Source organism: Mycobacterium sp. NPDC006124 (assembly GCF_040614235.1).
GTDB lineage: Bacteria > Actinomycetota > Actinomycetes > Mycobacteriales > Mycobacteriaceae > Mycobacterium.
On the sequence record NZ_JBEXUA010000022.1, the window covers coordinates 1 to 23,786 of the forward strand.

Annotated in this window: 25 protein-coding genes and 1 pseudogene; 14 read left to right on the forward strand and 12 right to left on the reverse strand. The window is 68.0% G+C overall.

The features are described 5' to 3' along the window. The 4 genes from ABZ195_RS26880 to ABZ195_RS26895 form a co-directional block, all read right to left on the reverse strand. Nucleotides 1-293, reverse strand: a 293-nt coding sequence (locus ABZ195_RS26880) for a DUF222 domain-containing protein (protein WP_355222945.1), incomplete at its 3' end; no start/stop codon positions are given. A 298-nt stretch (nucleotides 294-591) separates the two neighbouring features. Continuing rightward, nucleotides 592-1,944, reverse strand: coding sequence for a glutamine synthetase family protein (locus ABZ195_RS26885; RefSeq protein ID WP_355222946.1), 1,353 nt, complete (start codon nucleotides 1,942-1,944; stop codon nucleotides 592-594). A gap of 35 nt (nucleotides 1,945-1,979) precedes the next feature. Beyond that, nucleotides 1,980-2,462, reverse strand: a complete 483-nt coding sequence (locus ABZ195_RS26890) for a carboxymuconolactone decarboxylase family protein (protein WP_355222947.1) — start codon at nucleotides 2,460-2,462, stop codon at nucleotides 1,980-1,982. Between the two features lie 55 nt (nucleotides 2,463-2,517). Then, on the reverse strand, nucleotides 2,518-2,883 hold the full coding sequence (locus ABZ195_RS26895) for a VOC family protein (protein ID WP_355222948.1): 366 nt from the start codon (nucleotides 2,881-2,883) through the stop codon (nucleotides 2,518-2,520). Between the two features lie 71 nt (nucleotides 2,884-2,954). Between ABZ195_RS26895 and ABZ195_RS26900 the strand changes: the two genes are divergently transcribed. Next, nucleotides 2,955-3,392, forward strand: coding sequence for a MarR family transcriptional regulator (locus ABZ195_RS26900; RefSeq protein ID WP_355222949.1), 438 nt, complete (start codon nucleotides 2,955-2,957; stop codon nucleotides 3,390-3,392). A gap of 15 nt (nucleotides 3,393-3,407) precedes the next feature. Here ABZ195_RS26900 and bfr read toward each other — a convergent pair whose 3' ends face one another. Continuing rightward, a complete protein-coding gene (gene bfr, locus ABZ195_RS26905; protein WP_355222950.1) occupies nucleotides 3,408-3,887 on the reverse strand; it encodes a bacterioferritin in 480 nt (159 codons plus the stop codon). A gap of 344 nt (nucleotides 3,888-4,231) precedes the next feature. On the opposite strand from bfr, the gene ABZ195_RS26910 reads away from it, so the two are divergent. Then, nucleotides 4,232-4,426, forward strand: coding sequence for a (2Fe-2S)-binding protein (locus tag ABZ195_RS26910; protein ID WP_355222951.1), 195 nt, complete (start codon nucleotides 4,232-4,234; stop codon nucleotides 4,424-4,426). On the opposite strand, the gene ABZ195_RS26915 is transcribed toward ABZ195_RS26910, so the two are convergent. The 3 genes from ABZ195_RS26915 to ABZ195_RS26925 are packed head-to-tail and all read right to left on the reverse strand — an operon-like array spanning nucleotide 4,427 to nucleotide 6,352. Then, nucleotides 4,427-5,188 carry an enoyl-CoA hydratase-related protein gene (locus ABZ195_RS26915; RefSeq protein WP_355222952.1) on the reverse strand — a complete coding sequence of 254 codons (762 nt, stop codon included), beginning with the start codon at nucleotides 5,186-5,188 and terminating at the stop codon, nucleotides 4,427-4,429. It lies immediately after the preceding gene. A 16-nt stretch (nucleotides 5,189-5,204) separates the two neighbouring features. Beyond that, entirely contained in the window at nucleotides 5,205-5,642 is a 438-nt protein-coding gene (locus tag ABZ195_RS26920) for a TIGR03618 family F420-dependent PPOX class oxidoreductase (protein WP_355222953.1), read from the reverse strand. Next, entirely contained in the window at nucleotides 5,639-6,352 is a 714-nt protein-coding gene (locus ABZ195_RS26925; RefSeq protein WP_355222954.1) for a hypothetical protein, read from the reverse strand. Before ABZ195_RS26925 ends, ABZ195_RS26920 begins: the two co-directional genes overlap by 4 nt. A gap of 85 nt (nucleotides 6,353-6,437) precedes the next feature. Here ABZ195_RS26925 and ABZ195_RS26930 point away from each other — a divergent pair, with 85 nt between their 5' ends. Next, nucleotides 6,438-8,420 (forward strand): FUSC family protein, encoded by a 1,983-nt coding sequence (locus tag ABZ195_RS26930; protein ID WP_355222955.1) that lies wholly within the window; start codon nucleotides 6,438-6,440, stop codon nucleotides 8,418-8,420. A gap of 9 nt (nucleotides 8,421-8,429) precedes the next feature. On the opposite strand, the gene ABZ195_RS26935 is transcribed toward ABZ195_RS26930, so the two are convergent. Next, nucleotides 8,430-9,053, reverse strand: coding sequence for a PaaI family thioesterase (locus tag ABZ195_RS26935; protein WP_355222956.1), 624 nt, complete (start codon nucleotides 9,051-9,053; stop codon nucleotides 8,430-8,432). A gap of 92 nt (nucleotides 9,054-9,145) precedes the next feature. Between ABZ195_RS26935 and lysA the strand changes: the two genes are divergently transcribed. The 8 genes from lysA to ABZ195_RS26975 all read left to right on the forward strand — a co-directional run bounded on the left by lysA (nucleotide 9,146) and on the right by ABZ195_RS26975 (nucleotide 18,599). Continuing rightward, nucleotides 9,146-10,432, forward strand: a complete 1,287-nt coding sequence (gene lysA / locus ABZ195_RS26940; protein ID WP_355222957.1) for a diaminopimelate decarboxylase — start codon at nucleotides 9,146-9,148, stop codon at nucleotides 10,430-10,432. Nucleotides 10,433-10,503: 71 nt separating this feature from the next. After that, nucleotides 10,504-11,910, forward strand: a complete 1,407-nt coding sequence (locus tag ABZ195_RS26945) for an allophanate hydrolase (protein WP_355222958.1) — start codon at nucleotides 10,504-10,506, stop codon at nucleotides 11,908-11,910. After that, complete coding sequence (locus ABZ195_RS26950; protein ID WP_355222959.1) at nucleotides 11,907-12,608, forward strand: cysteine hydrolase; 702 nt, start codon at nucleotides 11,907-11,909, stop codon at nucleotides 12,606-12,608. The genes ABZ195_RS26945 and ABZ195_RS26950 overlap by 4 nt, the downstream gene beginning before the upstream one ends. An 11-nt stretch (nucleotides 12,609-12,619) precedes the next feature. Further along, entirely contained in the window at nucleotides 12,620-14,200 is a 1,581-nt protein-coding gene (locus ABZ195_RS26955; RefSeq protein WP_355222960.1) for a regulator, read from the forward strand. Nucleotides 14,201-14,300: 100 nt separating this feature from the next. Next, a complete protein-coding gene (locus tag ABZ195_RS26960; RefSeq protein ID WP_355222961.1) occupies nucleotides 14,301-14,897 on the forward strand; it encodes a TetR/AcrR family transcriptional regulator in 597 nt (198 codons plus the stop codon). A gap of 111 nt (nucleotides 14,898-15,008) precedes the next feature. After that, the gene (locus tag ABZ195_RS26965; protein ID WP_355222987.1) at nucleotides 15,009-16,022 is read left to right on the forward strand and encodes a hypothetical protein; all 1,014 of its coding nucleotides are present in this window, start codon (nucleotides 15,009-15,011) and stop codon (nucleotides 16,020-16,022) included. After that, nucleotides 15,955-17,616 (forward strand): tetratricopeptide repeat protein, encoded by a 1,662-nt coding sequence (locus tag ABZ195_RS26970; RefSeq protein WP_355222962.1) that lies wholly within the window; start codon nucleotides 15,955-15,957, stop codon nucleotides 17,614-17,616. The genes ABZ195_RS26965 and ABZ195_RS26970 overlap by 68 nt, the downstream gene beginning before the upstream one ends. 188 nt (nucleotides 17,617-17,804) lie before the next feature. Continuing rightward, nucleotides 17,805-18,599, forward strand: coding sequence for a hypothetical protein (locus ABZ195_RS26975; RefSeq protein ID WP_355222963.1), 795 nt, complete (start codon nucleotides 17,805-17,807; stop codon nucleotides 18,597-18,599). A 140-nt stretch (nucleotides 18,600-18,739) separates the two neighbouring features. Here the strand turns inward: ABZ195_RS26975 and ABZ195_RS26980 are convergent, their stop codons facing one another. Together ABZ195_RS26980 and ABZ195_RS26985 are read right to left on the reverse strand one after the other, a co-directional pair. Then, nucleotides 18,740-19,636 carry a hypothetical protein gene (locus ABZ195_RS26980; RefSeq protein ID WP_355222964.1) on the reverse strand — a complete coding sequence of 299 codons (897 nt, stop codon included), beginning with the start codon at nucleotides 19,634-19,636 and terminating at the stop codon, nucleotides 18,740-18,742. Continuing rightward, nucleotides 19,636-20,268, reverse strand: coding sequence for a hypothetical protein (locus tag ABZ195_RS26985; RefSeq protein ID WP_355222965.1), 633 nt, complete (start codon nucleotides 20,266-20,268; stop codon nucleotides 19,636-19,638). Before ABZ195_RS26985 ends, ABZ195_RS26980 begins: the two co-directional genes overlap by 1 nt. A gap of 589 nt (nucleotides 20,269-20,857) precedes the next feature. Here ABZ195_RS26985 and ABZ195_RS26990 point away from each other — a divergent pair. From ABZ195_RS26990 to ABZ195_RS27000, 3 genes and pseudogenes are all read left to right on the forward strand, one after another. Then, a pseudogene (locus ABZ195_RS26990) lies at nucleotides 20,858-21,448 on the forward strand (rhomboid-like protein); the annotation flags it as partial. A gap of 39 nt (nucleotides 21,449-21,487) precedes the next feature. Then, nucleotides 21,488-21,967, forward strand: coding sequence for a nucleoside deaminase (locus ABZ195_RS26995; RefSeq protein WP_355222988.1), 480 nt, complete (start codon nucleotides 21,488-21,490; stop codon nucleotides 21,965-21,967). After that, on the forward strand, nucleotides 21,964-23,265 hold the full coding sequence (locus ABZ195_RS27000; RefSeq protein WP_355222966.1) for an alpha-amylase family protein: 1,302 nt from the start codon (nucleotides 21,964-21,966) through the stop codon (nucleotides 23,263-23,265). The genes ABZ195_RS26995 and ABZ195_RS27000 overlap by 4 nt, the downstream gene beginning before the upstream one ends. On the opposite strand, the gene ABZ195_RS27005 is transcribed toward ABZ195_RS27000, so the two are convergent. Further along, on the reverse strand, nucleotides 23,262-23,690 hold the full coding sequence (locus ABZ195_RS27005; protein WP_355222967.1) for a DUF1810 domain-containing protein: 429 nt from the start codon (nucleotides 23,688-23,690) through the stop codon (nucleotides 23,262-23,264). The genes ABZ195_RS27000 and ABZ195_RS27005 overlap by 4 nt on opposite strands. Nucleotides 23,691-23,786: the final 96 nt, after the last annotated feature.

A 23,786-nucleotide genomic window follows, 5' to 3' on the forward strand; every position in this document is an offset into this window, starting at 1 on the left:
ACCGCCGCCACCTTCGGGAACCGTTCGTGCAGTGCGACCGCAATCAGCAGTTGATTGCCGGCCGCTCCGGGGGTGATGTTTTGGGCGGCGCCGATGTGGGCGGCGACGGCGTCGAAATCGTCCAGGCACCATTGGTCCCGATCGGCGGATCCGGACAGCGCATAGGCCTCGTCGAGCATGGCGGCCATCGTCGCGACCTTGCGGGCGCAAGCGGCCGATTCCGTCCGCGTCCACGCCGACAGCGCTCCGGCACCGCGGGTGCCGGTCGTCGCGTCCACCAACTGATCGAACATGAGTTCAGTCTAGGGCGTAATACTGACGAAAATCGTTCTGCTACAAGCGTTCTGTGGACAACTGGCAGATCTGTGGACAACCCCGCCTAGACGCCCTGAATTGTCGGAGGTGGGTGGTAAAGCCCCTGCGCTCCTAGACGCTCCACGCCAGCCTGAACCGCTCCGCCAGTTCGTCCGGCGCCAGATCAGCGAAGTGTTCGTTCTGCTACAAGCGTTCTGTGGACAACTGGCAGATCTGTGGACAACCCCGCCTAGACGCCCAGAATCGTCGGAGGTGGGTGGTAAAGCCCCTGCGCCCCTAGACGCTCCACGCCAGCCTGAACCGCTCCGCCAGTTCGTCCGGCGCCAGATCAGCGAAGTGTTCGTGTTCGTAGCGGCGCACCGCCACGACCGAGTCCACCGCGGGATCGCCGAGAATACCTCGCAGCAGGGCTGATTCGGCCAGGGCATCGACGACGACCCCCTGGTCGTCGGACAGCAGACCGATCCCCGCGGCGCTGCGCTCGTCGGCCGAGAGCGTCCCGGGATCCATCGGCACCTCCGCCGGCAACGGGAGTTCGCGTTCGATGCCGTCGAGGGCAAGGCCCAGGATCGCCGCAGACGCGAGGTAGGGGTTGGCCGAGGGGTCGACGACCTTCACCTCGACGTTGGCCCCGTGCGCGTTGCCCGGGCCACCGCGCAGGAAGCGGACCGCTGCCTCCCGGTTCTCGGTGCCCCAGCAGATGCTGGCGCCCGACCAGCTGCCCAGCTGCATCCGAAGGCCGGAGAGGATGGAGCCGCACAACAGGGCCTGCGCCTCGGACAGACCGGCCAGCACCCCGGCGACGGCGGCCTCACCCGCGGGGCGCATCCCCTGGGCTCCCTGGCCGCCGGAGAACAGCGGAACGCCATCGTGACGTAGCGAGAAGTGTTGATGCGCGCCGGAACCGACGCTACCGGCGAACGGCACCGGCGAGAGGCTCACCCGCAGACCATGCTTCCTCGCGGTCCTGCCGATCACGATGCGCGCGGCGATCAGTTGATCGGCGGCGGCGATCGGCGTCTTGGGTGCCAGGGAGATCTCGAACTGGTTCGCGCCGTACTCGGGGTGGAACTGCTCGATCGACACGCCGGCGACGGCCGCCGCGTCGGTGACGTCGCGGACGAAGTCCTCGAACTCCAGGACGCCGGCCAATCCGTACTGTGCCCACAGGTGCGAGGGCAACGCAGAACCGTCGGGTCCCACCAGGACGAATTCCATCTCGTGGCCGACCAGTGCGGTGAGACCCGCTGCGGCGAGGCGGTCTTCGATGCGCGCCAGGGCGCCTCGGCTGCAGAACGGGTCCGGGGCACCGTCTTGGCCGAAGAACGATCCCGGCGCCCACGCCAGACCGTCTCCGAGGATCCGCAGCGCGTCGGTGTCGATGCGGATCCGTTGGTCGCCGACGACACCGATCGCGCCGCCAAGGGCAATGCCCGTCTGGTCGACGGTGAACACGTGCCACACCGGGCTGGCGCCGAGACCGGGATTGGCGAAGGCGCTCATCCTGCTCAGCGGGACGGTCTTGGCGTGACAAAGACCCGCGGCGTTGACGACGGTGCCGACCAGGGTGACGACGCCCGCCGACTCGAGAGTGGACGTGGCCGCGGCGGTGAACGGAGTGGCTGCCATGGCCCCATTCTGCACGGGCTGGGCGGCGGCGCAGGTTAGAGCGTGACTTTGCAGGCTTGACCGATGTCCAGCGTCCGCAGCATGCGGCCCATGCCCAGCCACATCGCGCACGACAGAGCCAGGTCGGTCAGCAGTTCGGGACTGAACTGCTCGTTGCAGCGCTCCCAGAAGTCCTCGTCGTCACGTAACTCCGTGTGTCCCTTGGCGAAACGGGCGGCGAACTCGGCGGCGACGCGCTCCTGCGGGGAGTAGCCGGGCCAGGTCTGCCATTGCGCGGCGTGGTCGTAGAGGTCTTCGTCCACACCCGCCGCCGCGCCCTCGGCGTCGCGGGTGTTCTGGCAGACCACGCATTCGTTGTCCAGCGCGAGCACCATGCGAGCCAGTTCGCGGGTGCGCATGGGCAACCGGTTCTTCTGGTAGACCGCGTGGGTGAAGCCGGCCATGGCCACGCCGATGTCGGGTGAGCGCGTGATCCAAGCGGCGGCGTCGTCGTCGGCGAAGTCTCCGATTCTGCTCATGGGCGCATCCTACGCCGGAGACCCAATTTCTGGAACAGGTTCTAGTTTCTCGCGATCAGGCCCGATCGTGCAGCGTGATCTGGTACCCGTCGGGGTCGGCGAAGGTGAACGTTCGGCCGAAGGGCCCGTCGAACGGTGCCGTGACGACGGTGTGCCCGTCGGCGGCCAGCGCGTCGTGAATGGCCTGAACCCCGTTGGCGTGCAACCAGATCCCGGCACCGATGCCGGGTTGGGCGGCCGCCAGATCGGTGCCCGGCACGACCTCGCGCAGCGCGAAGGCGATCGGCGCAGTGTCGAAGACCACGGCGTGCGGTGGCCCGGCTTCCGAGCGAACCAGTCCGAGGTAGTGCTCGTAGAAGGCACGCGAGGCGTCGAGGTCTCGCGCCTGCAGGGAGATGAAGTCGGGGCCGGTGACGGGCATGGAACGCTCCTTGGTCGGGGTCTTCGTGTCAGTTATCTGACACATGACGGAGCGTATGTCAGAATACTGACATGAGTCAAGACGCGGTCGACCTGGAGACGTCACTGGGCTACCTGCTGAAGGAGGCGTCGAGCGCGCTGCGCACCGCCATGGAAGAAGTGTTGCGGCCCTTGGGCATGAGCATCACCCACTACTCGTGCCTGGAGCTGCTGGCACAACGCCCCGGATCGTCGAACTCCGACCTCGCCCGGGGCACATTCGTCACGCGGCAGTCCATGAACGTGCTGCTGCAGAATCTGGAGCGAGACGGTTATGTGACCAGACCCGCGGAGGCGCCCGTCGGCAAGACACTTCCGACGCGGCTCACCGCCCGCGGTCGGCGCAGCCTGGCCGAGGCGTCCACCGCGGTCCGGGCCGTCGAACTCAGGATGACCTCGGGATTGACCCGCGCCGACCAGGACACCGCACGTCGAATCCTGCGGAGCATGGTCGACTCCCTGCGCGTCTAGGGCGCTGGGTGCGTACTACTGCGGCGGGCGCGCCACGCACTGCGCGGCGTAGAGCTGCTCGCCGAGCTTGTCCATCAGCTCGAGCTGGGTCTCGAGGTAGTCGATGTGCCCTTCCTCGTCGGCGAGGATGCCCTCGAGCAGGATCGCGCTGGTCGAATCCTCCTTCTGGCGGCACATGATGACACCCGGCTTGAGCCGTGCCATCACGTCGTACTCGATCGTCAGGTCGGCCTCGAACTGCTCACGTAGGGTCTGACCGACCTTGAGGGAGAACAGGCGCTGGTAGTTCGGCAGGCCGTCGAGCAGCAGGATGCGGTCGGTGATGGCCTCCGCGTGGTTCATCTCCTCGAAGGCTTCCTTGCGGGTGTGCGCGGCGAGTTCGGTGAAGCCCCAGTTCTCCTGCATCTTCGAATGCAGGAAGTACTGGTTGATCGCCGTCAACTCGCTGGTCAGTTGCTCGTTGAGCAGCTTAAGGACCTCGGGATCGCCGTACATGTACCTCGCTCCTAACGACATCGTGAGGGCTGATCACGTGTCGGCCGTGGGCTGTGCCGAACGCCTCGTGCGAGGCGCGATCGCCCCCACAATCTAGTTCACCGGGCGCGGGGAGGAGAGGTAACACGGGCCGCCGCTGGCGTGTCGCCGGTGACCATTCTGAAGCGCAACCCGCAGCCGAGGATGACCGCTCCGGCGAGATCTGCACCCCGGGATGGACTGGCTACCCTTAGTAAGGTTAGTCTGAGCTAACCTGATGTGGTGGCTCGGCGTTCCGGGCGCCCACCCGACGTCGAGGCGGAGTCGATGAGCACGCAGCTGATGAGCAAGGACGCGACACACTGATGTTCGTCTGCCTGTGCACCGGCGTGACGAGTCAAGCCGTCACCGAGCTCGTCGCCTCGGGGGCGTCGACGTCGAAGCAGGTCGCCGACGCCTGCGGAGCAGGGCTCGACTGCGGCCGCTGCCGGCGCACGGTGCGCGCCATCATCGAGGCCGCCAGCGCGAAGACGGCCTGCCCCCTGCATGCCGCCAGCTGACTAGCTCGTCTCGCGCCGATCGGCGAACGACGCCAGCGCATCGGCATTGGCCACTCCCCCGAGCAGTTCCTCGAACTGTGCGTACTCGCGCGCCGCGGCCGCCGCGATCTCACCGCGGGTGGGCTCGACCATCGTCTGCTTGACCGCGATCAGGCTCGAGATTGGCCGCGCGGCAAGGATTTCGGCGTGCCGGCGAGCTTCGGGCAGCAGGTCCTCGGGCTCGCACACCTTCCAGACGACGCCCATCCGCTGGGCTTCGGCGGCGTCGACCCACTCCGAGGACAGCAGCATCCACGCCGCGTTCTGCCGCCCGACGAGTTGCGGCATCAGGTAGGACGACGCCGCCTCCGGCGCGACGCCAAGGCTGGTGAACGGACACTTCAGCCGGGCCGAGGTGGACATGAACACCAGGTCGGCATAACCGAGGATCGTCGCCCCGATGCCGACTCCGAGTCCGTTGACCGCGAGGATCAGCGGCTTCCGAAGTGCCGTAAGGGTTTCGATCATGCCGGGGAACCCGTACCGACCGGTTTGGAAGTCCGGGTCGGTGATCCGGGCCTGCATCTCGACCAGGTCGTTGCCGGCGCTGAACGCCCGGCCGGAACCGGTCAGCAGCACGACTGCGACCGACGGGTCCTCGTCGGCGTCGCGCAGGGCGACGGTGGTCGCGTCGTAGAGCGCCTCGTTGAACGCGTTGAGCGCCTCCGGACGATTCAGGGTCAGGGTTCGCACCCCGTGGGCGTCATCGATCTCGACCAGCACGGCTGCAGCGTATGCGCTAGCCGTTGGAGTACACGCGGCTGGGTGCGACGAGGACGACCGTCCGCCGTTGCTCGGCCATCACACGGTCGTAGGAGGCCCAGTCGTCGTGCGTGCCACCGGCGGCGGTGAACACCTCCCGCAGCAGCAGCCGCAGCGCGTCGCCGGTCACCCACGGCTGCGGGTCGTCGGGGCCCGCGAGTTCGGCGCTGCCCTCGACCGTGGCCCACCGCCACCCGTCGCGGAACGTCACCGCGATCGGCGGCCGCGCACGCAGGTTGGCCAGTTTGACCTTGCCGTAGGTGACGAACGCACACGCCGGTTTCCCGGTTCCGGGATGGGCGACGACGCCCGCGTTGACCAGCGACGCCTGCACGGTGCCGTCACCGCGGACGGTGGAGACCACCGCCAACCCGCTCTCCCCCGACGCCAGCGCGACGGCCTCGTCGAGGGTCATCGCGACAGCTCCGCGGCGAACGGCGAGCGCAGCACGTAGCGGCTCGTGGGCACGGTGTCGACGTCGCGGTTCGCGCCGAACGCCGACGTGCTGGCCACCATGCGGTTCATCCGGTCGCCGAGGTCGGCGTCGTCGGCCGCCCCGAAGAAGGCGTGCAGATCCCTCGTCGCCTCCAGCGGGAAGAGCTCCTCGACGATCGCGTCGAGAACCGGTGCGCCGGTGGTCAACGGGCGCACGACGGCATTCTGGACGTAGCCGAACGTCGACTGGGTCGCGATCGCCACCGGGGTGTGGTCGACATGCCAACGCGCCAGCCAGGTTTCCTCGTCGAGTTCGGCCGGACGCCGCAGCAGCGCGACGTTCGCGAAGCCGGGCGTGCGGGCGCCGGGCGCCGTGGGCGGCGGCGGCAGCGGCACCGATTCGGTCACCAGGTAGGCGTCGACCCGGTCGCACTCGGCCTCGAGTCGCGCCAGCGCGCCCGTCACGTGCGGACCGTAGGACTGCTGGGTCCAGATCCCGACGAAACCCACGACGGGCGGGTCGAGTGTCGTCAGCGTCATCAACGAGTCGCCGACCGCGGCGTCCCGGACGTTGACGACGAGCCCCGGGGCCCCCAGTGCCAGCAGGTCGTCGGCGACCTCGGTGCGCAGTCGCGTGCACCATGCGTCGTCGCCCGGGGCCGCCCTGAGGGTGACGATCACCTTCTCCACGGGTCGAACGTACCGCCACGGCGGTCGCCCTGACCCACAATCGCCGATCGGCCCGGTAGTTTTGTGGCGTTGTGACGGGCAGGCGATGAAGGGGCTACCGCAGCGACTCGCCATGCCCGATCTCGGCGCGGTGGGACGCAGCCTCGTCGGCGTCCTGCTCGCCGCGATCGCCGGCTTGCACTGGGGCACGGGTGGTGCGGCGACGGCCGCCGCCGGTGCGGCCGCGATCGCGGGAGCCGCTGCGCTGCAAGACAGTCCGCGCGGACCACTGGTCCTGGTCGGTGCCATCTCGGTGCAGATGAGCCTGGCGGTGGCGTTGGGCACGTCCACCTCGTCCTACGGCGTGCTCTTCGTGCTGGCGGCCACGGCGTGGTGCTTCCTCGCAGGCATCCAGTGGGCGGTCAGCACCAATGCCGGGTTGATCGCGGCCGCGTCGGGCGCGCTGCTCGTCACCGCCCCGCCCGTGGCGCCGACTCCGGTGAGCGTGCTGTCGGCGACCGTGCTGGCGCTCGGCGGAGGTTTGGTGCAGGCCGTGTTGATCGGGCTGTGGCCGCGGCGCCGGTGGCGGATGCAGCGTGACGCCCTGACGAGGGCCTACCGGTCACTCGGCGCCGACGCCACCCGCTTGGCCGCCGACCCGGCCGCGGGCGTCGACCCGTCGCCGCTGCAATGGCTGCGTGACACGGTGACCATGAGCGACCGCCAGGCCAAGCGCCGGCCGTTGGCCTACCGGGCCTGGTACGGCCTGCCCCAACGCATATCGGTGACGCTGACCGCGCTGGCGGGCCGTTCGGCCGAGGACCCGGCGGTGGCCACCGTGTTGCGCGCCGCGGCAGGGGTGCTGGACGTGGTCGCGAGCCGCAGCCGCACCGCGAAACGTGACGCCAGCCTCGGGGTGCTGCAGGTCGAAGCCGCCTGCGACGCCGTTGCGATCGCCAACGTGGCGCTCGCACATCGCCTTTCCCACCAGCTACGGGAGGCCGTCGCGCTGCGCTTCGGCGAGCTGACGCCCGACGTCGAGCACGTCTCGCGCCTGCGGCGCCGCGGCGCACTGTCGGCGATGCCGATCGCCGCGGCCGCGATCAGGTCCCACCTGGTCTGGGGTTCGCCCATCCTGCGGCACGCGGTCCGTCTCGCCGCGGGCGTCGGCGCCGCGGTGGCCGTGGAGCGGTTCGCCGACGTGCCCTACGGGTACTGGATTCCGCTGACCGTGCTGATGGTGCTGCGGCCCGAGACCGCCCACACCTATACGCGCTGCGCGGGCCGGGTGGCCGGCAACGCCGTCGGCATCGTCGCCGCGTCGGTGGTGACCGTGATCTGGCACCCGACCGGAGTGGCGGCCGCCGTCCTCGCGCTACTCGCCCTCGGAATCGCCTACGTCGTGTCCGGCTACGGGTACGTCGCGACGAGCGCCGCCCTGGCCGCGGTGGTGGTGTTCCTCGTCGACGTCAGTGCTGCCGCCGACGCCGGCACCGCGACCGACCGGTTGATCGCGACGTTGATCGGCGGGGCGATGGCGGTGCTCGTCCACGTCGTCCTGCCCGACGACTCCCTCGTGCGCCTTCGGCAGCGGGCCGGTGAGCTGCTCAAGACCGAGATCGACTACGCCGCGACGGTGATCAAGGCGTTCGTGCACGATCTCGACCATCCCGGCGAGGCCCTCGCGGCGGCGTGGGAGCGGGCCTTCCGCGCACGGGCGGCGTTCGAGGCCGCCGCCGGGGCGACCACGTCGGACTCCGGTGACCTGCGGCGCTGGCTCAAGTCCTACCGCACGGCACTCAACGCGATCACCACGTCGTGCGCGACGCTGGAGTCGAATCTGCCCGCGCAGCCGCCGGCCACGCTGCACACCGACTTCGTGGTCGCGGTCGACGAGTACGCCGAGGCGCTGTCGGGTGCACCCACCGCACCCGGTGCTCCGTGGCGTCTCGACGGAGACCGGCTGGCCGCCGCCGAGCAACGCATCCGCGAGGCCGGCCGCAATCTGGGGCCCGACGACACGTCGAGCCGCGTCCTGGTGGCCGAGATCGGCGACATCACGCGCAGTCTCGTCGGCATCACCGACTGACCGTCGGACTCAGTCGCGGGCCCATCGGGGCCGGATGAACACGCCCTCGGCCTCGACCGTGACGCCCTCGGAGTCGGACAGGTGGCCGACGGCGAAGGTCTTGACGCCCTCGGTGCGGACGACCGCGGCGTCGACGTGGAGGTCGCCCAGCGGCGTCAGCCGTCGGTAGCGCACGGTGATGGTGCCGGTCAGTCGCGGCTCGTCCGACGAGCTCGCCGCTCCGCCGAGCGCGTGGTCGAGGATCAGAGCGGCGACCCCGCCGTGGACGTGCCCGGGCGGCCCCTCGTAGGCCGCGCCGAGATGGAAGTCGGCACGCACCCCGCCGTCGTCGGTCGGCAGGAACACCAGCGGCGGGGCCACGGGGTTGCGCATGCCGATGACGACGTTGCCCCACGGCATTTGGTCGCCGTCGCTGCCGAAGCGGACGCCGAACGACCCCTCGAGCTGTCGTTCTCGCAGCCGGGCGGTGGCGGCGTCGATCTCGGCCTTCGCCAGGGCGACGGCCTCGGCGTCGGCCTCGGTGCGGATGGTCGCGTCGATCAGGTCACGCACGGAGTTGGTGAGCGGCTCGAAGATGCCGCGCAGGCGTGCGACGTCCTCGGCGCTGAGGTTCTCCACGGGGAAGTCAAGCACGTCTGAACTAGAACACGTTCCAGCTCCGGTGTCGAGCGCGGGTCGCCCGTGGCCGCTCACCTGGTGGCACCACGCCTGCGACACTGGCCACCATGACCGACTCGCCCACGTCCCCGGCCGTCGACCTGAGCCTGTACCCCGACGGCACGTCCATCGACGCCGCCGGGCGGTTGCTGATCGGAGGGTGTGCGGTCGCCGAACTCGCCGAGACGTACGGCACGCCCGCCTATCTCGTCGACGAGGGCGCCCTTCGCCGCACGGCACGCTCCTACGTCGAGGCGTTCACCAGCCGTCATCCCAACTCCCTGGTGCTGTTCGCCTCCAAGAGCTTCCCGTCGGCATCGGTGATCGGCGTACTGACGCAGGAGGGGTGCGGCGTCGACGCCGCCTCGGCAGGTGAACTGGGAGTGGCGCTCGCGGCCGGAGCCGACCCCGCGAAGGCCGTCTTCCACGGCAACGCGAAGACCGACGACGACGTCCGGGCAGCCCTCACCGCGGGCGTGCGTTACGTCGTGGTCGACAATCTCGACGACGTCGAGCGCATCGCCCGACTGGCTCGCCAACCGGTGCCGGTGTTGCTGCGGGTGAGTCCGTCCCTGGACGCGAAGACCCACGCGGCCATGATGACCGGTCATGACGCGTCCAAGTTCGGCATCCCGTCGGATCAGGTCGACGACGTGATCCGACGAATCCGGCGGGAACCGATGCTCGATTTGCGCGGTCTGCACGCCCACGTCGGGTCTCAACTGCTCGACCTGGACCAGTTCGAGGCGGCGGTCCGGGCGGTGGCCGCCTTCGGGCGATTCGGCGTCTACGACCTGGGCGGCGGTCTGGGCGTTCGATACACCAGCACCGACGCCGCGCCGTCGGTCGACGAGTACGCCGAGCGACTCGTCAAGGCCGTGCACCGGCACCTGGGTGCCGACGTCGAGTTGTTGGTCGAGCCCGGCCGCTCGATGGTGGCGCGCAACGCCATCACCGCCTACCGGGTGGTGACGGTCAAGCGGGGCATACGGACCCACGTCGCCGTCGACGGCGGCATGGGCGACAATCTCGAGGTCTCGCTGTACGGACAGGCCTTCCAACCGTCGGTCGTCGACCGCAGCGGTCCGGCCGAGATCGTCGACCTCGTGGGGCGGCATTGCGAATCTGGCGACGAACTGGCCCACGGCGTCGAGATGGTCTCGCCACGGGTGGGCGACCTGGTGACCGTCCCGGTGACCGGCGCGTACTGCTACACGATGTCGAACAACTACAACGCGGCGTTGCGACCGCCGGTGGTGTTCTGCCGCGACGGCGAGTCACGGCTGGCGGTGCGCCGGGAGACATTCGAGGACTTGGTGCGCCGGGAGTGCCTGCTGCCGAGCACCGCCGGGTGACGACGAACTGCTAACACGATCGACACACGGCCGTACTGCGACCGGAATGAATCCGCCGACAATCGACGGTTATGGCTCAGAACGCACGCGGACCGTCGGTCGGCCCCTCGGTGGCCGAGATCCTCGCCTCCCATGCCGCGGGGACGGGATCACCGACGAAGACCGCGGCCCGGGTGGCCGACGCGATCGCCGCCCGCGGTGACGACGGCACCTGGCTGTCAACGGTGCCACGCGACCAACTGCTGGCGGCGGCGGCTGACGTCGAGAACCGTTCTGGTGCAAGGACTCTGCCGCTCTACGGCGTGCCGTTCGGAGTCAAGGACAGCATCGACGTCGAGGGCGTGCCCACCACGCTCTCGTGCCCCGACTACGGCTATGTCGCGACGGCGACGGCGCCCGCGGTGCAACGCCTGCTCGACGCCGGCGCACTCTACGTCGGCAAGACCAACCTGGATCAGTTCGCGACCGGACTGAACGGCACGAGGACGCCCTACACCGTGCCCCGCAGCGTGTACGGCGGCGATCTGATCTCAGGCGGCTCCAGTTCGGGCTCGGCCCTGGCGGTCGCCTTGGGCCAGGTGCCGTTCGCGGTGGCCACCGACACCGCGGGCTCGGGCCGGGTGCCGGCGGCGCTCAACGGCGTCGTCGGCTACAAACCCTCGCGCGGGCTGATCAGCACGGTCGGCTTGGTACCGGCGTGCAAGTCCCTGGACTGCATCAGCCTGATGGCGGGGTCCGTCGACGACGTCGACCGCGTGATGGACGTGATCGCCGGACGGGATGACGCCGACCCGTGGTCGCGGGACCGCGGGCCGCGCCTGCGCGGCGACGACGTCCGCATCGGACTGCCCCCGGTCGAGGAACTCGACTTCTTCGGCGACGACGCCATGCGCACCGCGCATCTGGGCTTTCGCGAGCAACTCGCCCACCACGCCACGGTGGTCGAGATCTCCCTGGCACCGTTCCTGGCCGCCGGCGCGCTGCTCTACCAAGGGCCCTGGGTCGCCGAACGTCTCGTCGAATTCGGCGACTTCCTCGCCGCGAAGCCGGAGTCGATCCACCCAGTGGTGCGCGACATCCTGCGCAGCGGTGAGAAGTACACCGCCGTCGACGCGTTCGCCGCACTGCAGCGGCTGCAAGAGCTCAAGGCGGAGGTCGGGCGACTGTGGGCGAGGGTCGACGTGCTCGTCGTCCCCACCATCGGGACCACCTTCACCGTCTCCGAGGTGCTGGCCCGGCCCATCGAGTGCAACACCGTCCTCGGCCACTACACCCACTTCGGCAACCTGCTGGATCTGCTCGGCGTCGCGGTGCCGCTGGGCACCACCACCGACGGGCGGCCCTACAGCGCAATGCTTCTCGGTCCGGCCCTGAGCGACGACACGGTGCTCCACGTGGCGGCCCGGGTGCTCGACGAGCCCCGTGCCGCCAGTCCGGCGGCCGTCGCCGCGACCTCGCCGCAGGAGCTGCCGGCATGACCGCCAGGGCCGAGGTCGATGCCGAGCCGTTCGAGTTCCCGCTCGTCGCCGGCCGCACCGCTCTGATCGTCATCGACATGCAGCGCGACTTCATCCTGCCCGGCGGGTTCGGCGAGAGCCTGGGCAACGACGTCGACCAACTGCACGCGGTGGTGCCGCCGCTGGCGGCCCTGATCGCGGCGGCGCGCGAGGCCGGGATGTTGATCGTGCACACCCGTGAGGGTCACCGGCCGGATCTGTCGGATTGCCCGCCGGCCAAGCTCAACCGCGGTGCGCCGAGCAAGCGCATCGGTGATCCGGGCAAGTACGGCCGCATCCTGATCCGCGGCGAGTACGGCCACGACATCGTCGACGAACTCGCCCCGATTGAGGGCGAAGTGGTGATCGACAAGCCAGGCAAGGGCGCCTTCTACGCCACCGACCTGTCGACGATCCTCACCGACGCAGGCGTCACCCAGCTACTGATCACCGGCGTGACGACCGAGGTGTGCGTACACACCACCACCAGGGAGGCCAACGACCGCGGCTACGAGTGCCTGGTCGTATCCGACTGCGTCGGTTCGTACTTCCCGGAGTTTCAACGCGTCGGCCTGGAGATGATCAAGGCCCAGGGCGGCATCTTCGGATGGGTCGCCGACAGCGCCGCCGTGATATCGGCGATTCAATCTCTCTCCATCGCAACGACTTCCGAGTCCTGAGAGGACCAGCCATGTCTACCGACGTCACCGAGACCCCGTCCGACCCACTGGCGTCGATTCCGTGGTGGACGCGGGGTGACACGAACGCGTTCTTCGGCCTGGGGTTCAACATCCTCGTCAACGTGCTCACTCTGACCGGTCTGATGATCGGCGTGGTCAACGTGCCCGCCGGTGACGTGCTGGGGACGGTACTTCCGGCGCTCGGGGTGGCGCTGATCCTCGGGAATCTGTATTACACGTTCCTCGCACGGCGTCTGGCCAAGCGCGAGAACCGCACGGACGTCACGGCATTGCCCTACGGCCCGAGCGTCCCGCACATGTTCATCGTCGTCTTCGTGGTGATGCTGCCGGTGTATCTGAACACCAGGGACGCGATGCAGGCCTGGCAGGCAGGTCTGGCATGGGCGTTCATGATCGGTGTCATCGTGATGATCGGCGCGTTCGTCGGACCGCACATTCGTCGGCTGACGCCTCGCGCCGCCATGCTGGGCACGCTGGCCGGCATCTCGATCACGTTCATCTCCATGCGGCCGGCCGCGCAGATGTGGGAGGCCGCGTGGATCGGCCTGCCCGTCATGGCGATCATCCTGATCGGGTTCTTCACCGACGTGCGTCTGCCCTTCGGCATCCCCGTCGGGTTGGTGGCGTTGCTGGTCGGCACGGCGATCGGCTGGATCGGCGGGTACATGTCGGCACCGGACGTCGCCAAGGCGGTCTCGGACATCGCGATCGGGGTGCCGGATCTGCGGGTCGACATGCTCGTCTCGGGACTGGCCAACCTCGCGCCGTTGCTCGGCACCGCGATTCCGTTGGGCGTCTACAACTTCACCGAGGCCATGAGCAACGTCGAGAGCGCCGCCGCGGCCGGTGACGACTACAACCTGCGCAGCGTCCTGCTGGCCGACGGCGCCGGAGCCTGCATCGGGTCGGCCTTCGGGTCGCCCTTTCCGCCGGCGGTGTACATCGGACACCCGGGCTGGAAGGACGCGGGTGGCCGCGCCGGCTACTCCCTGGCCAGTGGCGTCGTCATCGGAATCCTCTGCTTCCTGGGCCTCTTCGGCGTGCTCGACGCGCTGCTGCCCGTACCGGCGATCGTGCCGATCCTGTTGTACATCGGGTTGCTCATCGGCGCGCAGGCGTTTCAGGCCGTGCCGCGGTTGCACGCGATCGCCGTGGTGGCGGCCATCCTGCCGAACCTCGCCCAGTGGGCCAGCGGCCTGATCGACAACGCGTTGAACGCGGCGGGCACGTCGGCGAGCGCGGTCGGCATGGAGAAGCTCAACGGCGCCGGCGTGGTCTACGAGGGACTGCAGACCTTGGGCGAGGGTGCGGTGTTGGTCGGGTTGGTTCTCGGCACGATGGTCACCTTCATCCTGGAGAAGAAGTTCCTCTACGCGGCCATCGCATCCGGCGTCGGCGCGGTGCTGTCGTTCATCGGGCTGATCCACGCCCCGCAGGTCGCCTGGGCCGCGAATCCCTCGGTCGCCCTTGGCTATCTGTTCTTCGGCGTCGTGTGCGTGGCGTATTCGTTCCTTCCGGGGGCCAAGGATCCGGTCACGGTCGACGAGGCCGACGTGGTGGCGGGCCACTAGATCGATTGGCGGAGGCGGCCGTCACATCACCGCGTTGGGGTGCCGCATCTAACGCCTCACTTCGTAGTCACTTGTCCACGAAGTGGCCTACGCTGAACGCATGCCCAGTCGCACCCTCAGCGCCGATCCGCGCGCCGAACGCGTCCGCAGCCTGCTGCGTACCGCCGCGTTCGACCTCGCACACGAGCGGCCGGTCGACGAGATCACCGTCGGCGACCTGGTCGCCCGCGCCGGAGTGAGCCGACAGGTGTTCTACCGGCACTTCACCGATCGCGACGACGCGGTCGCGACCGCCGTCACCGCGGCCTTCGCCGCCGCGGTAGCCGAGATCGAGGGTGACGCCCGGGCCCGGATCACCGGCCTGTTCGCCTTCGCCGCCGAGCACCGCGCGATGTACCGCAACGTGGTGCCCAGCGCCGTCACCCAGCGCGTGGTGATGGCGTTTCGCGACGAACTGCTGCCCGCTTGCGAGGAGATCGCCGCGCAGGGCATGGCCGTCGTCGGCCCGATCGCCGACGTGGCACCCGAGGCCGTCAGCCGCTTCCTGGTCGGCGGCTTCCAGGAGGTGCTGCGGTCCTGGATGGAGGACCCCTCACCCGAGGACCCGGCCTCGGACCTTCGCGCCCGCGTGGGCGCCGCACTCGACACGGTGGACGCACTGCTGCGTCTGCCCTCACCCACCGACCCCACCCGCTGAGAAAGGCACCCACCCATGGGTAAGCACGAAGCCCCCCACGAACACCAACTACACCTCGCCCACGATCTGCCCCTGGCCAACCGGCACGTCTCGCGCGCCGACGTCCGCAAGATGGCCCTGGCGATGGCGGCGCTGACCGTCTTCGTCGTCGCGATGATCGCGAGCTACTCCGGAGCGTTCGCCAAGCCGACCCTGCACCACCTCGACGTGGCCGTCGCCGGGCCTCAACGGCTGGTGGACGGCATGGCAGCCCAGGGCAACCTCGAGGTGACGCCGGTGGCCGACGCCGCGGCCGCCCGCGCGCAGGTCTACGAACGCAAGACCGACGCCGCGCTGGCCGTCGGCCCAACCGGTGAGCTGAAGATCTACGTCGCCGGTGGCGGCGGACGCAGCGTCGCCAACGCCTCGGAGGCCGTCGGCCGAGCCATCGCGGCGAAGGCCGGATTGACGCCCAGCGTCGAGGACGTCGCGCCCACCCCGGCCGCCGACCCGCAGGGCACCGTCGAGTTCTACGCCGTCATCTTCCTGTCGATCGGGGCGACCATGGGCGCCGCGGCATTCGGCTTGATGATGGGCAGCGTCCGCAGGTTGTCGACCCTCGCGCTGCGCACGCTGAGCCTCGCCGCGTACTCCGCGCTCCTGGCGGGTGCGGTAACCGTGTACGTCGACGCCGTCCTCGGCGCGCTGACCGCGCACACGTGGCAGGTGTTCGGCGCACTGTGGCTCTACGCCTTCGGCGTCGCGGGCGCCGTCACCGGCGTCGCCGCCGCCTTCGGCACCGTCGCGTCGGCCGTGGTGACGCTGTTCCTGATCATCGTCGGCAACGCCGCGGCCGCCGGGCCGGTCGGACTACCGCTGCTGACGGGCTTCTACCGGACGTTCAACGCGATCGTCCCCCAAGGCTCGGGCGTAGCGCTGTTGCGCAGCGTCACCTACTTCGGCGGCAACGGCGCGCTGACCCCGATCCTCGTGCTCACCACGTGGGGCGCGGCCGGCCTGGTGCTCGCCGTGATCGCCGTGCTCGCCCCCAAGGCGTGGACGACTTATCGTGCCAGTCATGACCGTTACCGCGTCCGCGCCGGAGGAGCCGTACTACGACCTCGGGTCCTTTCATCGGTCGACTGAGACGCCGTCCGCCCAGGCCCAGCTGTGGTTCGACCGCGGCCTGGTCTGGGCGTACGCGTTCAACCACGAGGAATCGATTCGCTGCTTCGAGCGGGCCCTGGCATTGGATCCCGATCTCGCGATCGCCCGGTGGGGCATCGCCTATGCGGTCGGCCCCAACTACAACAAGGCCTGGGACGCGTTCGACCCGCAGGATCTGGCAGCGTCATTGGCCCGGGCGCGCGGCGAGCTCGACCTGGCGGTCGACGGCCGAGCCTCCGACGTCGAGCGGGGGCTGATCGCCGCGCTCGCCACGCGCTTTCCCACCGACGACCTGGCGGCCGGGCACGCCCGCTACGCCGACGCCATGGCCGCCCTGGCCGTCGAATTCCCGCAGGACGTCGACGTGGCGGCACTGGCGGCCGACGCGGCCATGAACGTCTCGGCATGGGCCTTGTGGGACACCAGAACCGGTGAGCCGGCGTCGGGTTCGCGCGTGCTGGAGGCCACCCGGATCCTGGAGGCCGCCCTCGCCACCGACGAGGGCCGACGGCACCCCGGCGTCCTGCACCTCTACCTGCACGCGATGGAGATGTCCGCCCGTCCCGAGGTGGCCCTTCCGGCGGCCAACCTGTTGCGGGGGTTGGTGCCAGACGCCGGCCATCTGCAGCACATGCCCAGCCACATCGACGTGCTCTGCGGGGACTACCGCAGCTCGATCGACTCCAATACCGCTGCAGTGCAAGCAGATCGACGGTTCGTCGAACGCGAGGGCCCGCTCAACTTCTACTCCCTGTACCGGGCGCACGACCTGCACTTCGTCGTCTACTCGGCGATGTTCGAGGGCCAATATCGGACGGCGATCGCGGCGGCCGAGGAACTGGCCGCCCAGCTGACGCCCGAACTGCTGTCCATCGACTCGCCCCCGATGGCCGACTGGCTCGAGGCATTCGTCCCGCTGCGGGTGCACGTGCTGATCCGCTTCGGTCGGTGGGAGGACCTTCTCGCCCACCCCCTCCCCGACGATCCCGAGCTGTACTGCACCACCGCGGCGACCGTCCACTACGGCCGGGGCATCGCCTACGCAGCGACCGCGCGGGTGACCCGGGCGCGCGCCGAGCGGGACGCCCTGCACGCCGCGTACGCCACGATCCCCGAGAGCAGATACCTGTTCAACAACACCAGCCGCGACATCCTCGCGGTCGCCGTGGCGATGCTCGACGGTGAGATCGCTTATCGCGAAGGACGTTTCGACGAGGCGTTCGAACGTCTGCGGCAGGCGGTCGAACTCGACGACGCGCTGCCCTATGACGAGCCGTGGGGCTGGATGCAGCCGACCCGACATGCCTTGGGCGCGCTGCTACTCGAACGGGACCGCGTCGAGGAGGCGGCCACGGTGTACGCCGCCGACCTCGGGCTCGACGGCACGCTGAGCCGCTGCTGCCAGCACCCGGGCAACGTGTGGAGCCTGCACGGGTACCACGAATGCCTGACGCGGTTGGGGCGCGCGGACGAGGCGGCCGCCGTCGCCGAGGAGTTGCACGAGGCCGCCGCCCGGGCCGACGTACCGATCGTGGCGTCGTGCGCGTGCCGGCTCGACACCGGGTGCTGCTAGCTGAACGCCACGCGCTCCAGCCAGAAGTCGACCAGGCCCCCATCGCCCTCAACGGTCAACGTCGACACGGGTCGCCAGCGGTACAGCGATGGTGCCGCCGATTACCTATCCAGAACTTGACCAACAGTCTTAACGTCAATGTGGTTTCGCTTCTCTTAGTCCAGTGCCATTCCGTTAGAGTCCTCCACGTGCCGTTTCACGTGACCATCTGGCCAAAGAGCACAGACCAAAAGCATCTCGGTGAGCTGTACGCCTTTAACCTCACCGAGGAACAGCTCCGCGATCGATTTGTCGCTCCCCACGACGAGGGCCGGCCGATCACGTGGGCTGGACGCACTCTGCCCGGCGACGACATCAGCTACTTGAAGGTGGCTTCTACCGATCATGAGGTCGATGAGCATGCGGCCCGGACACGGTTCGGGGAATACGACCTATTCAAGTCGATGCTCGACGTCACCAACGAATGGGTGACAAAAGCACCTGGCTCCCTGTCACCGATCCAATCCCTAGCGCAACCGATGGATGCGCTCGACCACGTGATAAAGCTCTGTCGGCGCTTTAATGCCGTACGACGCCAACTACTCCGCAGGTACGGAGGCCGCGCTCCGTTTGAGATAAAGGATGAGTACGACGTTCAGGACTTGATTCACGCATTGCTCCGGATCGAGTTCGCTGACGTCCGTGCTGAGTCCTGGAACCCGACCTACTTGGGCGGCGCATCGCGAACTGACTTTTTATTGCCTGACGGAGGCATAATCATCGAAGTTAAGAAAACACGACCTACTCTGCTTGATGCCAAAGTCGGAAGCGAGTTGGCCGAGGACGTCACGCGCTACAGCGACCCTGCGGCTAATCGAGGAGCGACGACGCTGGTTTGTTTCATTCACGATCCTGACGACCTTCTGCTCAATCCGGACGGCCTTGAACGAGACCTCGCCCTCGCCAGTAACGAACGCCTGAAAGTTGTAGGCATCGTCGGCTGACAACGGCCCGCAGATTGGGATGGCGATATTCCAAGTATCTATAGCCGTGCTCGAACGAGTTTAGAACCGGTGCGCGCTCCACTATAGATGGTACGACAAAGGGAAAACTCGGCTGTCACGCTCTGCGGTGTCGCCTAGACCTACCGTTGGGCCGGCAGTTCAGTCGACGGACAATCTGCGCAGGCAGCGAGTCCGAGGTCATCCCGAATCCACTGGTGAATAGCGGCAACACTGGAATTGTGGTCGGCCAAATCGGCTGACTTGTAGATATGGCCCACCAGATCGGAAGGCATTGCAGGAACGGACTTGTCGCGAAGGATTGCGCACCGGCGCCCGGTCATCAACATGCCGCCAATCTCGATCAACACATTGCTGTTGAGCACGCCATCGGCACTGTCCATCAATACGATTGCGTACTTGCACGCCCACATATACGTCACGACATTTGCCCATAGCGTGTCCTCAGCCATGCCATCGCTAGCGACTTGCAACTTCAGGCCGTGGGCGGCGGTAGCCCCCCTCAACTTCAGAATCAGTTGTGCGAAATGGTCCTCAATCCCTCTTGGGAATCGCGTGATGAGCATGACGTTCTGTTCAAATGCCGAGTCGCTGAGAATTCGCGTTAGTCCCGGAGCCGCTCCCATCGGACCAAGAAATGGTGGAATTAGCGTGTGCTGTCGGTCGCCGAAGTCCGACCCTGGCGCTCGACCAAGATCTGACGCGAGAGCCTGCACGGGCACATTTGAAGCGCTCACATCAAGGTATGCCACGCCTTTCGGAGTCAACGCCCACACATTACGGCTCGGACGCATCAAGACGTCCTGCTGCCTCAAGCGACTCAAAGCGTCGCTGAGATTGGCGATTGGGGGTAGCCGCAGCTCCGACATTAGATCGGCTACCTGGCGCGTGCTGAACGTGCCGTTGTCGGCGGATAGTGCCGCCAGCGCCCCAACTGCGAGGACACGCGTCTGCGCCGGAAGTCCTTGCAGCCGGAGGCGCAAGCTCTCGCCCGAGCCAGCAGCAAGTGCGGTCGGCATCAGTCAGTACCCACAAGGGCACGAACAAGATCACCCGTTGCCTCGTAGCCCGGCTTGGTGATCTTGATTTCCCTTTGCTGCCCCTTTCCTCGGAGGAGTGCCACACCGTCAAGGTTTTGCAAGTACGACGCGAAGTTCCCGCTGTCCAGCCGCCCATAGTCTGTGACCACCTTGCGGATGCTAGTCACAGACGTCCACTCCTCCAGGCCAGCCGCCTGCCGTGAGGCGGCCACCAACTGCGCAAGGTGCCTTGTGGCTTGCGCCTTGTTGGTCGCGATCCTCTTCGGGGAAACCACGATGTGAGGTTCACCGTCCTGCAATGTGTAAACCAAGTCGATGAGGTCGCGGTCGACCTTTAATGCGGCGCAGATATGCCCCAAGACGTCGCCGGCCTCCACGTGTTGGGTGCTAGGAGGTGCACCCGGCGAGACGGGGGGTGCTTGAACAGAGGCAACGGGCAAAGGCAACGGTGAGAATCCGTTTGGACGCGGTAACCTGGCTTCGAGTAGCGCCTTTAAGAGGATGCTCCGGTCATCGCCGGACGCCTCGAGGGCATCGACATCGGCCAAGGCCGCTGCCGCCGCCTGCCGGATCGGATCTTCGGGTTCGAGCTCGGACTCGGAAGTGCTCATGGGTAGTCAATCCATTCCTTGTTCTGCAGAAGGTACTTGTCCTGCCCAGAATCATACGCATGCGTGATGTCAAGTCAAGGAACGGACGTGTGTCGCGTCATGTCATCCCTATTTGGCCATTTGACGGCTCGCAGGCGCCACCCGCTCCGGCGGCCAGCGCTAGTGCCTTTTCCAGCCTCGATCGATCAGTTGAGCTAGTAAAGGAATGGCTAAGTCTAAATAATGCCTCTGATCTGCTTATACAGGTATAGTTTGATTGTTCCGTTATCAGAGTCATGGTTTGTGCTCGATCGAGAACTGGCTTGTGAAGAGGCGCGCACCGTTCAGGGCCTGAGGTATTCCGCCCAGCGCGATCGGGTCTCGGGCTGACGGCAACTCCAAATCTGCAGGTTGCCCTTCGCAAATGCGGTCTTGAGGTGGGTCATCCACCCAGGCCCTACGACGAACCGTGTTGCTGGATGCAGCCGACGCGGCACGCCTACGGTGCGCTGCTCCTCGAGCAGGGCCGGGTCGCGGAGGCGACCGACGATTGCTGCGGCCCGGCGTAGACCTCCACGGCCGTCGTCTCCGCCCTCTATCGTCGGTGACCGTGACCCGACTGTGGGACCGGGCGCGGGACTACGTCCGCAGCGCCCCCCTGACGTACGCGTGGCTCGCCGTCCTGCTGGCGACGACGTTGGTGCAGCATCAGCTGACGCCGCGGACCCTTCGCACGCTGTTGCAGTCGACGTCGACGAACATCCACCACCTCGCGTCGGATCCTCTGCGGGTGCTGTTCCAGAGTCTGCTGTGGATCGACGGCCGCTACTGGTGGCCCTACCTGCTGATCTTCACCGTGTTCGTGGCACCGGCAGAGCGCTGGCTGGGGCATCTGCGCTGGGCCGTCGCCGGGCTGATCTGCCACGTGGGCGCGACCTACCTCAGCGAGGGCTACCTCTACTGGATCATCCACGAGAACGCCGCATCCTCGCGCCTGATCGACGCGCGTGACGTCGGGGTGAGCTACTTCGTCGTCGGGATCGCAGGGGTGCTGTTCTATCGGGTGCCGCGGCGGTGGCGCTGGGGATATCTGGCGGCGATGGTCGCGCTCGTCGTCGGCGGCCTGCTGTACCAGACCTCCTTCACCTCCCTGGGCCATCTCTGCGCCCTGCTCATCGGACTGGCCTGCTACCCGCTGACGCGTGGCCGCGGCGCGTCCGCGCCTGCGTACACTCCGGCTGTGGCGATCAGCGAAGACGACCTCGGGCACCTCCGCCGCTGCGTGGAGTTGGCCAGAGAAGCGCTGATCGCGGGTGACGAGCCGTTCGGTTCGCTGCTGGTCGACGCCGAGGGCGTGGTCCGCTTCGAGGACCGCAACCGGATCAAGGACGGCGACGCGACGCGGCATCCCGAATTCGCCATAGCCCGCTGGTCGACGTCCAACCTCTCCGCCGACGAGCGGGCCCGCGCCACGGTGTACACCTCCGGTGAGCACTGCCCGATGTGTGCCGCCGCCCACGCGTGGGTAGGGCTAGGTCGGATCGTCTACGCGGCGTCCAGCGCGCAGCTCGTCGCCTGGCAGCAAGGGTGGGGGGTGTCCGCGTCACCGGTGGCGCCGCTGCCGATCCCGACCATCGCCCCCGGCGTCCAGGTCGACGGTCCAGCACCCGAATTGGCCGAGGAGATGAAGGCGATGTACGAGAAGGCGTTTAGAGCATGAGCGGCCCGGGCTGGGTCGAACACGCCATCTGGTGGCAGGTCTACCCGTTGGGCTTCGTGGGAGCGTTCCCCGCCGATCCCGCACCCACCGCCGATGAACACCGACTGCGTCGTGTCGCGGAGTGGTTCGACCACGCCCTGGAACTCGGTGCCTCCGGGATCGCGCTCGGTCCGCTGTTCGCCTCCCAGACCCACGGTTACGACACGGTCGACCACTACGCCGTCGACCCCCGTCTCGGTGACGACACCGACTTCGACCACCTCGTCGAACAAGCCCGCACCCGCGGCCTCCGGCTCCTGCTCGACGGCGTCTTCAACCACGTCGGCACCGAGTTCGGGCGACATCAGGAGGCACTCGCCGGTGGTGACGACTCCTGGTTCCGCAAGGGCCGCAACGGTTTCGCCACCTTCGAGGGTCACGGCGGACTGATCACCCTGAACCACCGCAATCCCGAGGTGGTCGACTACGTCGTCGACGTCATGACCCATTGGCTGCGCCGCGGCGCAGACGGTTGGCGTCTGGACGCCGCGTATGCGGTACCCGACGAGTTCTGGGCGAAGGTGTTGCCCCGGGTGCGTGCCGAATTCCCCGACGCCTGGTTCGTCGGCGAGGTCATCCACGGCGACTACGCGGGCACGGTGTCGGCGTCGACGTTCGACTCGGTGACGCAGTACGAACTGTGGAAGGCGACGTGGAGCAGTCTCAACGACGTCAACTTCCACGAACTCGACCACGCGCTGACCCGCCATGACACCTTCCTCGACACGTTCGCGCCGTTGACGTTCGTCGGCAACCACGACGTCACGCGCATCGCCAGCCAACTCTCCGACGAGCGGCACGTCGGCCACGCCCTCGCGGTGCTGCTGACCGTCGGCGGCACGCCCAGCGTGTACGCCGGCGACGAGTGGGCCTACCGCGGTGTCAAGGAGGAGCGCGTCGGGGGCGACGACGCGGTCCGCCCGGAATTCCCCTCTCACCCAGGTGAATCCGAGCACCTCGGGCACGACACGTTCCGCCTGCATCAGCACCTCATCGGCCTGCGTCGTCGGCACCCGTGGCTGTATCGCGCGCGCTCCTCGGCCCTGCACCTGACCAACGGCCAGTACGTCTACCGGACCTCGTCGGAGGAGGGGACCCTCGTCGTCGCACTCAACGTCGACGACTCGCCGTTGCGAATGTCGTTGACCGAATTGGGTTTCGGCAGCGGCACGGTCGTGGCCGGGTCGGGCGTACCGCCGCAGGACGTCGTCGACTCGGTCGACGTCGAGCCGCACGGCTGGGCCGTCCTGACCGTCTAGCGGCCGCCCAGTAGTCCCAGGGTCGTCGCGTCCCGCACGCCGCCGTAGAACGTCTCGAGGACCGCCACGAAGTCGCGCTCGTCGTCGGCCACCTCGGCGAACAGCGTCATCGACGACCGCAGCTTGAGCGCGTCGACCGGTCCCATCAGGGCCTCGGCGCTGACCGCACCCGACTCGACGACCACCCGCGCGCACCGACCCAGACGGGGGCCGAGCACGTCGTGGGCAAGGTAGGCCGACGCCTCCTCGCGGGAGCCGATCCCGTAGAACTGGGCCGTCGGAGTGCTACCCAGCCCGCGCATCTGGGGGAAGACGAACCACATCCAGTGCGACCGCTTGCGCCCGGCGCGCAGTTCGTCGAACACGGCGTCGACGACGGGTTCTTGGGCCTCGAGGAAGCGCTGCAGGCGGTATGGATCGTCCATGGGTCCACCGTGCCCGAAGCGCGCGTGCGCGTCGAGCGCGCCGAACATTCGCGAGTCGGCGCCACCAGCGGTTTCGACGGCTAGTCTGACCAACCG

Bases quoted from the DNA above. Each gene is read 5' to 3' on its own strand.
- ABZ195_RS27005 (WP_355222967.1), bottom strand. From the start codon at position 23,690: ATGGACGATCCATACCGCCTGCAGCGCTTCCTCGAGGCCCAAGAACCC.
- ABZ195_RS26885 (WP_355222946.1), bottom strand. From the start codon at position 1,944: ATGGCAGCCACTCCGTTCACCGCCGCGGCCACGTCCACTCTCGAGTCG.
- bfr (WP_355222950.1), bottom strand. From the start codon at position 3,887: ATGTACGGCGATCCCGAGGTCCTTAAGCTGCTCAACGAGCAACTGACC.
- ABZ195_RS26910 (WP_355222951.1), top strand. From the start codon at position 4,232: ATGTTCGTCTGCCTGTGCACCGGCGTGACGAGTCAAGCCGTCACCGAG.
- lysA (WP_355222957.1), top strand. From the start codon at position 9,146: ATGACCGACTCGCCCACGTCCCCGGCCGTCGACCTGAGCCTGTACCCC.
- ABZ195_RS26950 (WP_355222959.1), top strand. From the start codon at position 11,907: ATGACCGCCAGGGCCGAGGTCGATGCCGAGCCGTTCGAGTTCCCGCTC.
- ABZ195_RS26945 (WP_355222958.1), top strand. From the start codon at position 10,504: ATGGCTCAGAACGCACGCGGACCGTCGGTCGGCCCCTCGGTGGCCGAG.
- ABZ195_RS26980 (WP_355222964.1), bottom strand. From the start codon at position 19,636: ATGCCGACCGCACTTGCTGCTGGCTCGGGCGAGAGCTTGCGCCTCCGG.
- ABZ195_RS26965 (WP_355222987.1), top strand. From the start codon at position 15,009: ATGGCCCTGGCGATGGCGGCGCTGACCGTCTTCGTCGTCGCGATGATC.
- ABZ195_RS26890 (WP_355222947.1), bottom strand. From the start codon at position 2,462: ATGAGCAGAATCGGAGACTTCGCCGACGACGACGCCGCCGCTTGGATC.
- ABZ195_RS26955 (WP_355222960.1), top strand. From the start codon at position 12,620: ATGTCTACCGACGTCACCGAGACCCCGTCCGACCCACTGGCGTCGATT.
- ABZ195_RS26895 (WP_355222948.1), bottom strand. From the start codon at position 2,883: ATGCCCGTCACCGGCCCCGACTTCATCTCCCTGCAGGCGCGAGACCTC.
- ABZ195_RS26985 (WP_355222965.1), bottom strand. From the start codon at position 20,268: ATGAGCACTTCCGAGTCCGAGCTCGAACCCGAAGATCCGATCCGGCAG.
- ABZ195_RS26930 (WP_355222955.1), top strand. From the start codon at position 6,438: ATGAAGGGGCTACCGCAGCGACTCGCCATGCCCGATCTCGGCGCGGTG.
- ABZ195_RS26970 (WP_355222962.1), top strand. From the start codon at position 15,955: ATGACCGTTACCGCGTCCGCGCCGGAGGAGCCGTACTACGACCTCGGG.
- ABZ195_RS26900 (WP_355222949.1), top strand. From the start codon at position 2,955: ATGAGTCAAGACGCGGTCGACCTGGAGACGTCACTGGGCTACCTGCTG.
- ABZ195_RS27000 (WP_355222966.1), top strand. From the start codon at position 21,964: ATGAGCGGCCCGGGCTGGGTCGAACACGCCATCTGGTGGCAGGTCTAC.
- ABZ195_RS26920 (WP_355222953.1), bottom strand. From the start codon at position 5,642: ATGACCCTCGACGAGGCCGTCGCGCTGGCGTCGGGGGAGAGCGGGTTG.
- ABZ195_RS26960 (WP_355222961.1), top strand. From the start codon at position 14,301: ATGCCCAGTCGCACCCTCAGCGCCGATCCGCGCGCCGAACGCGTCCGC.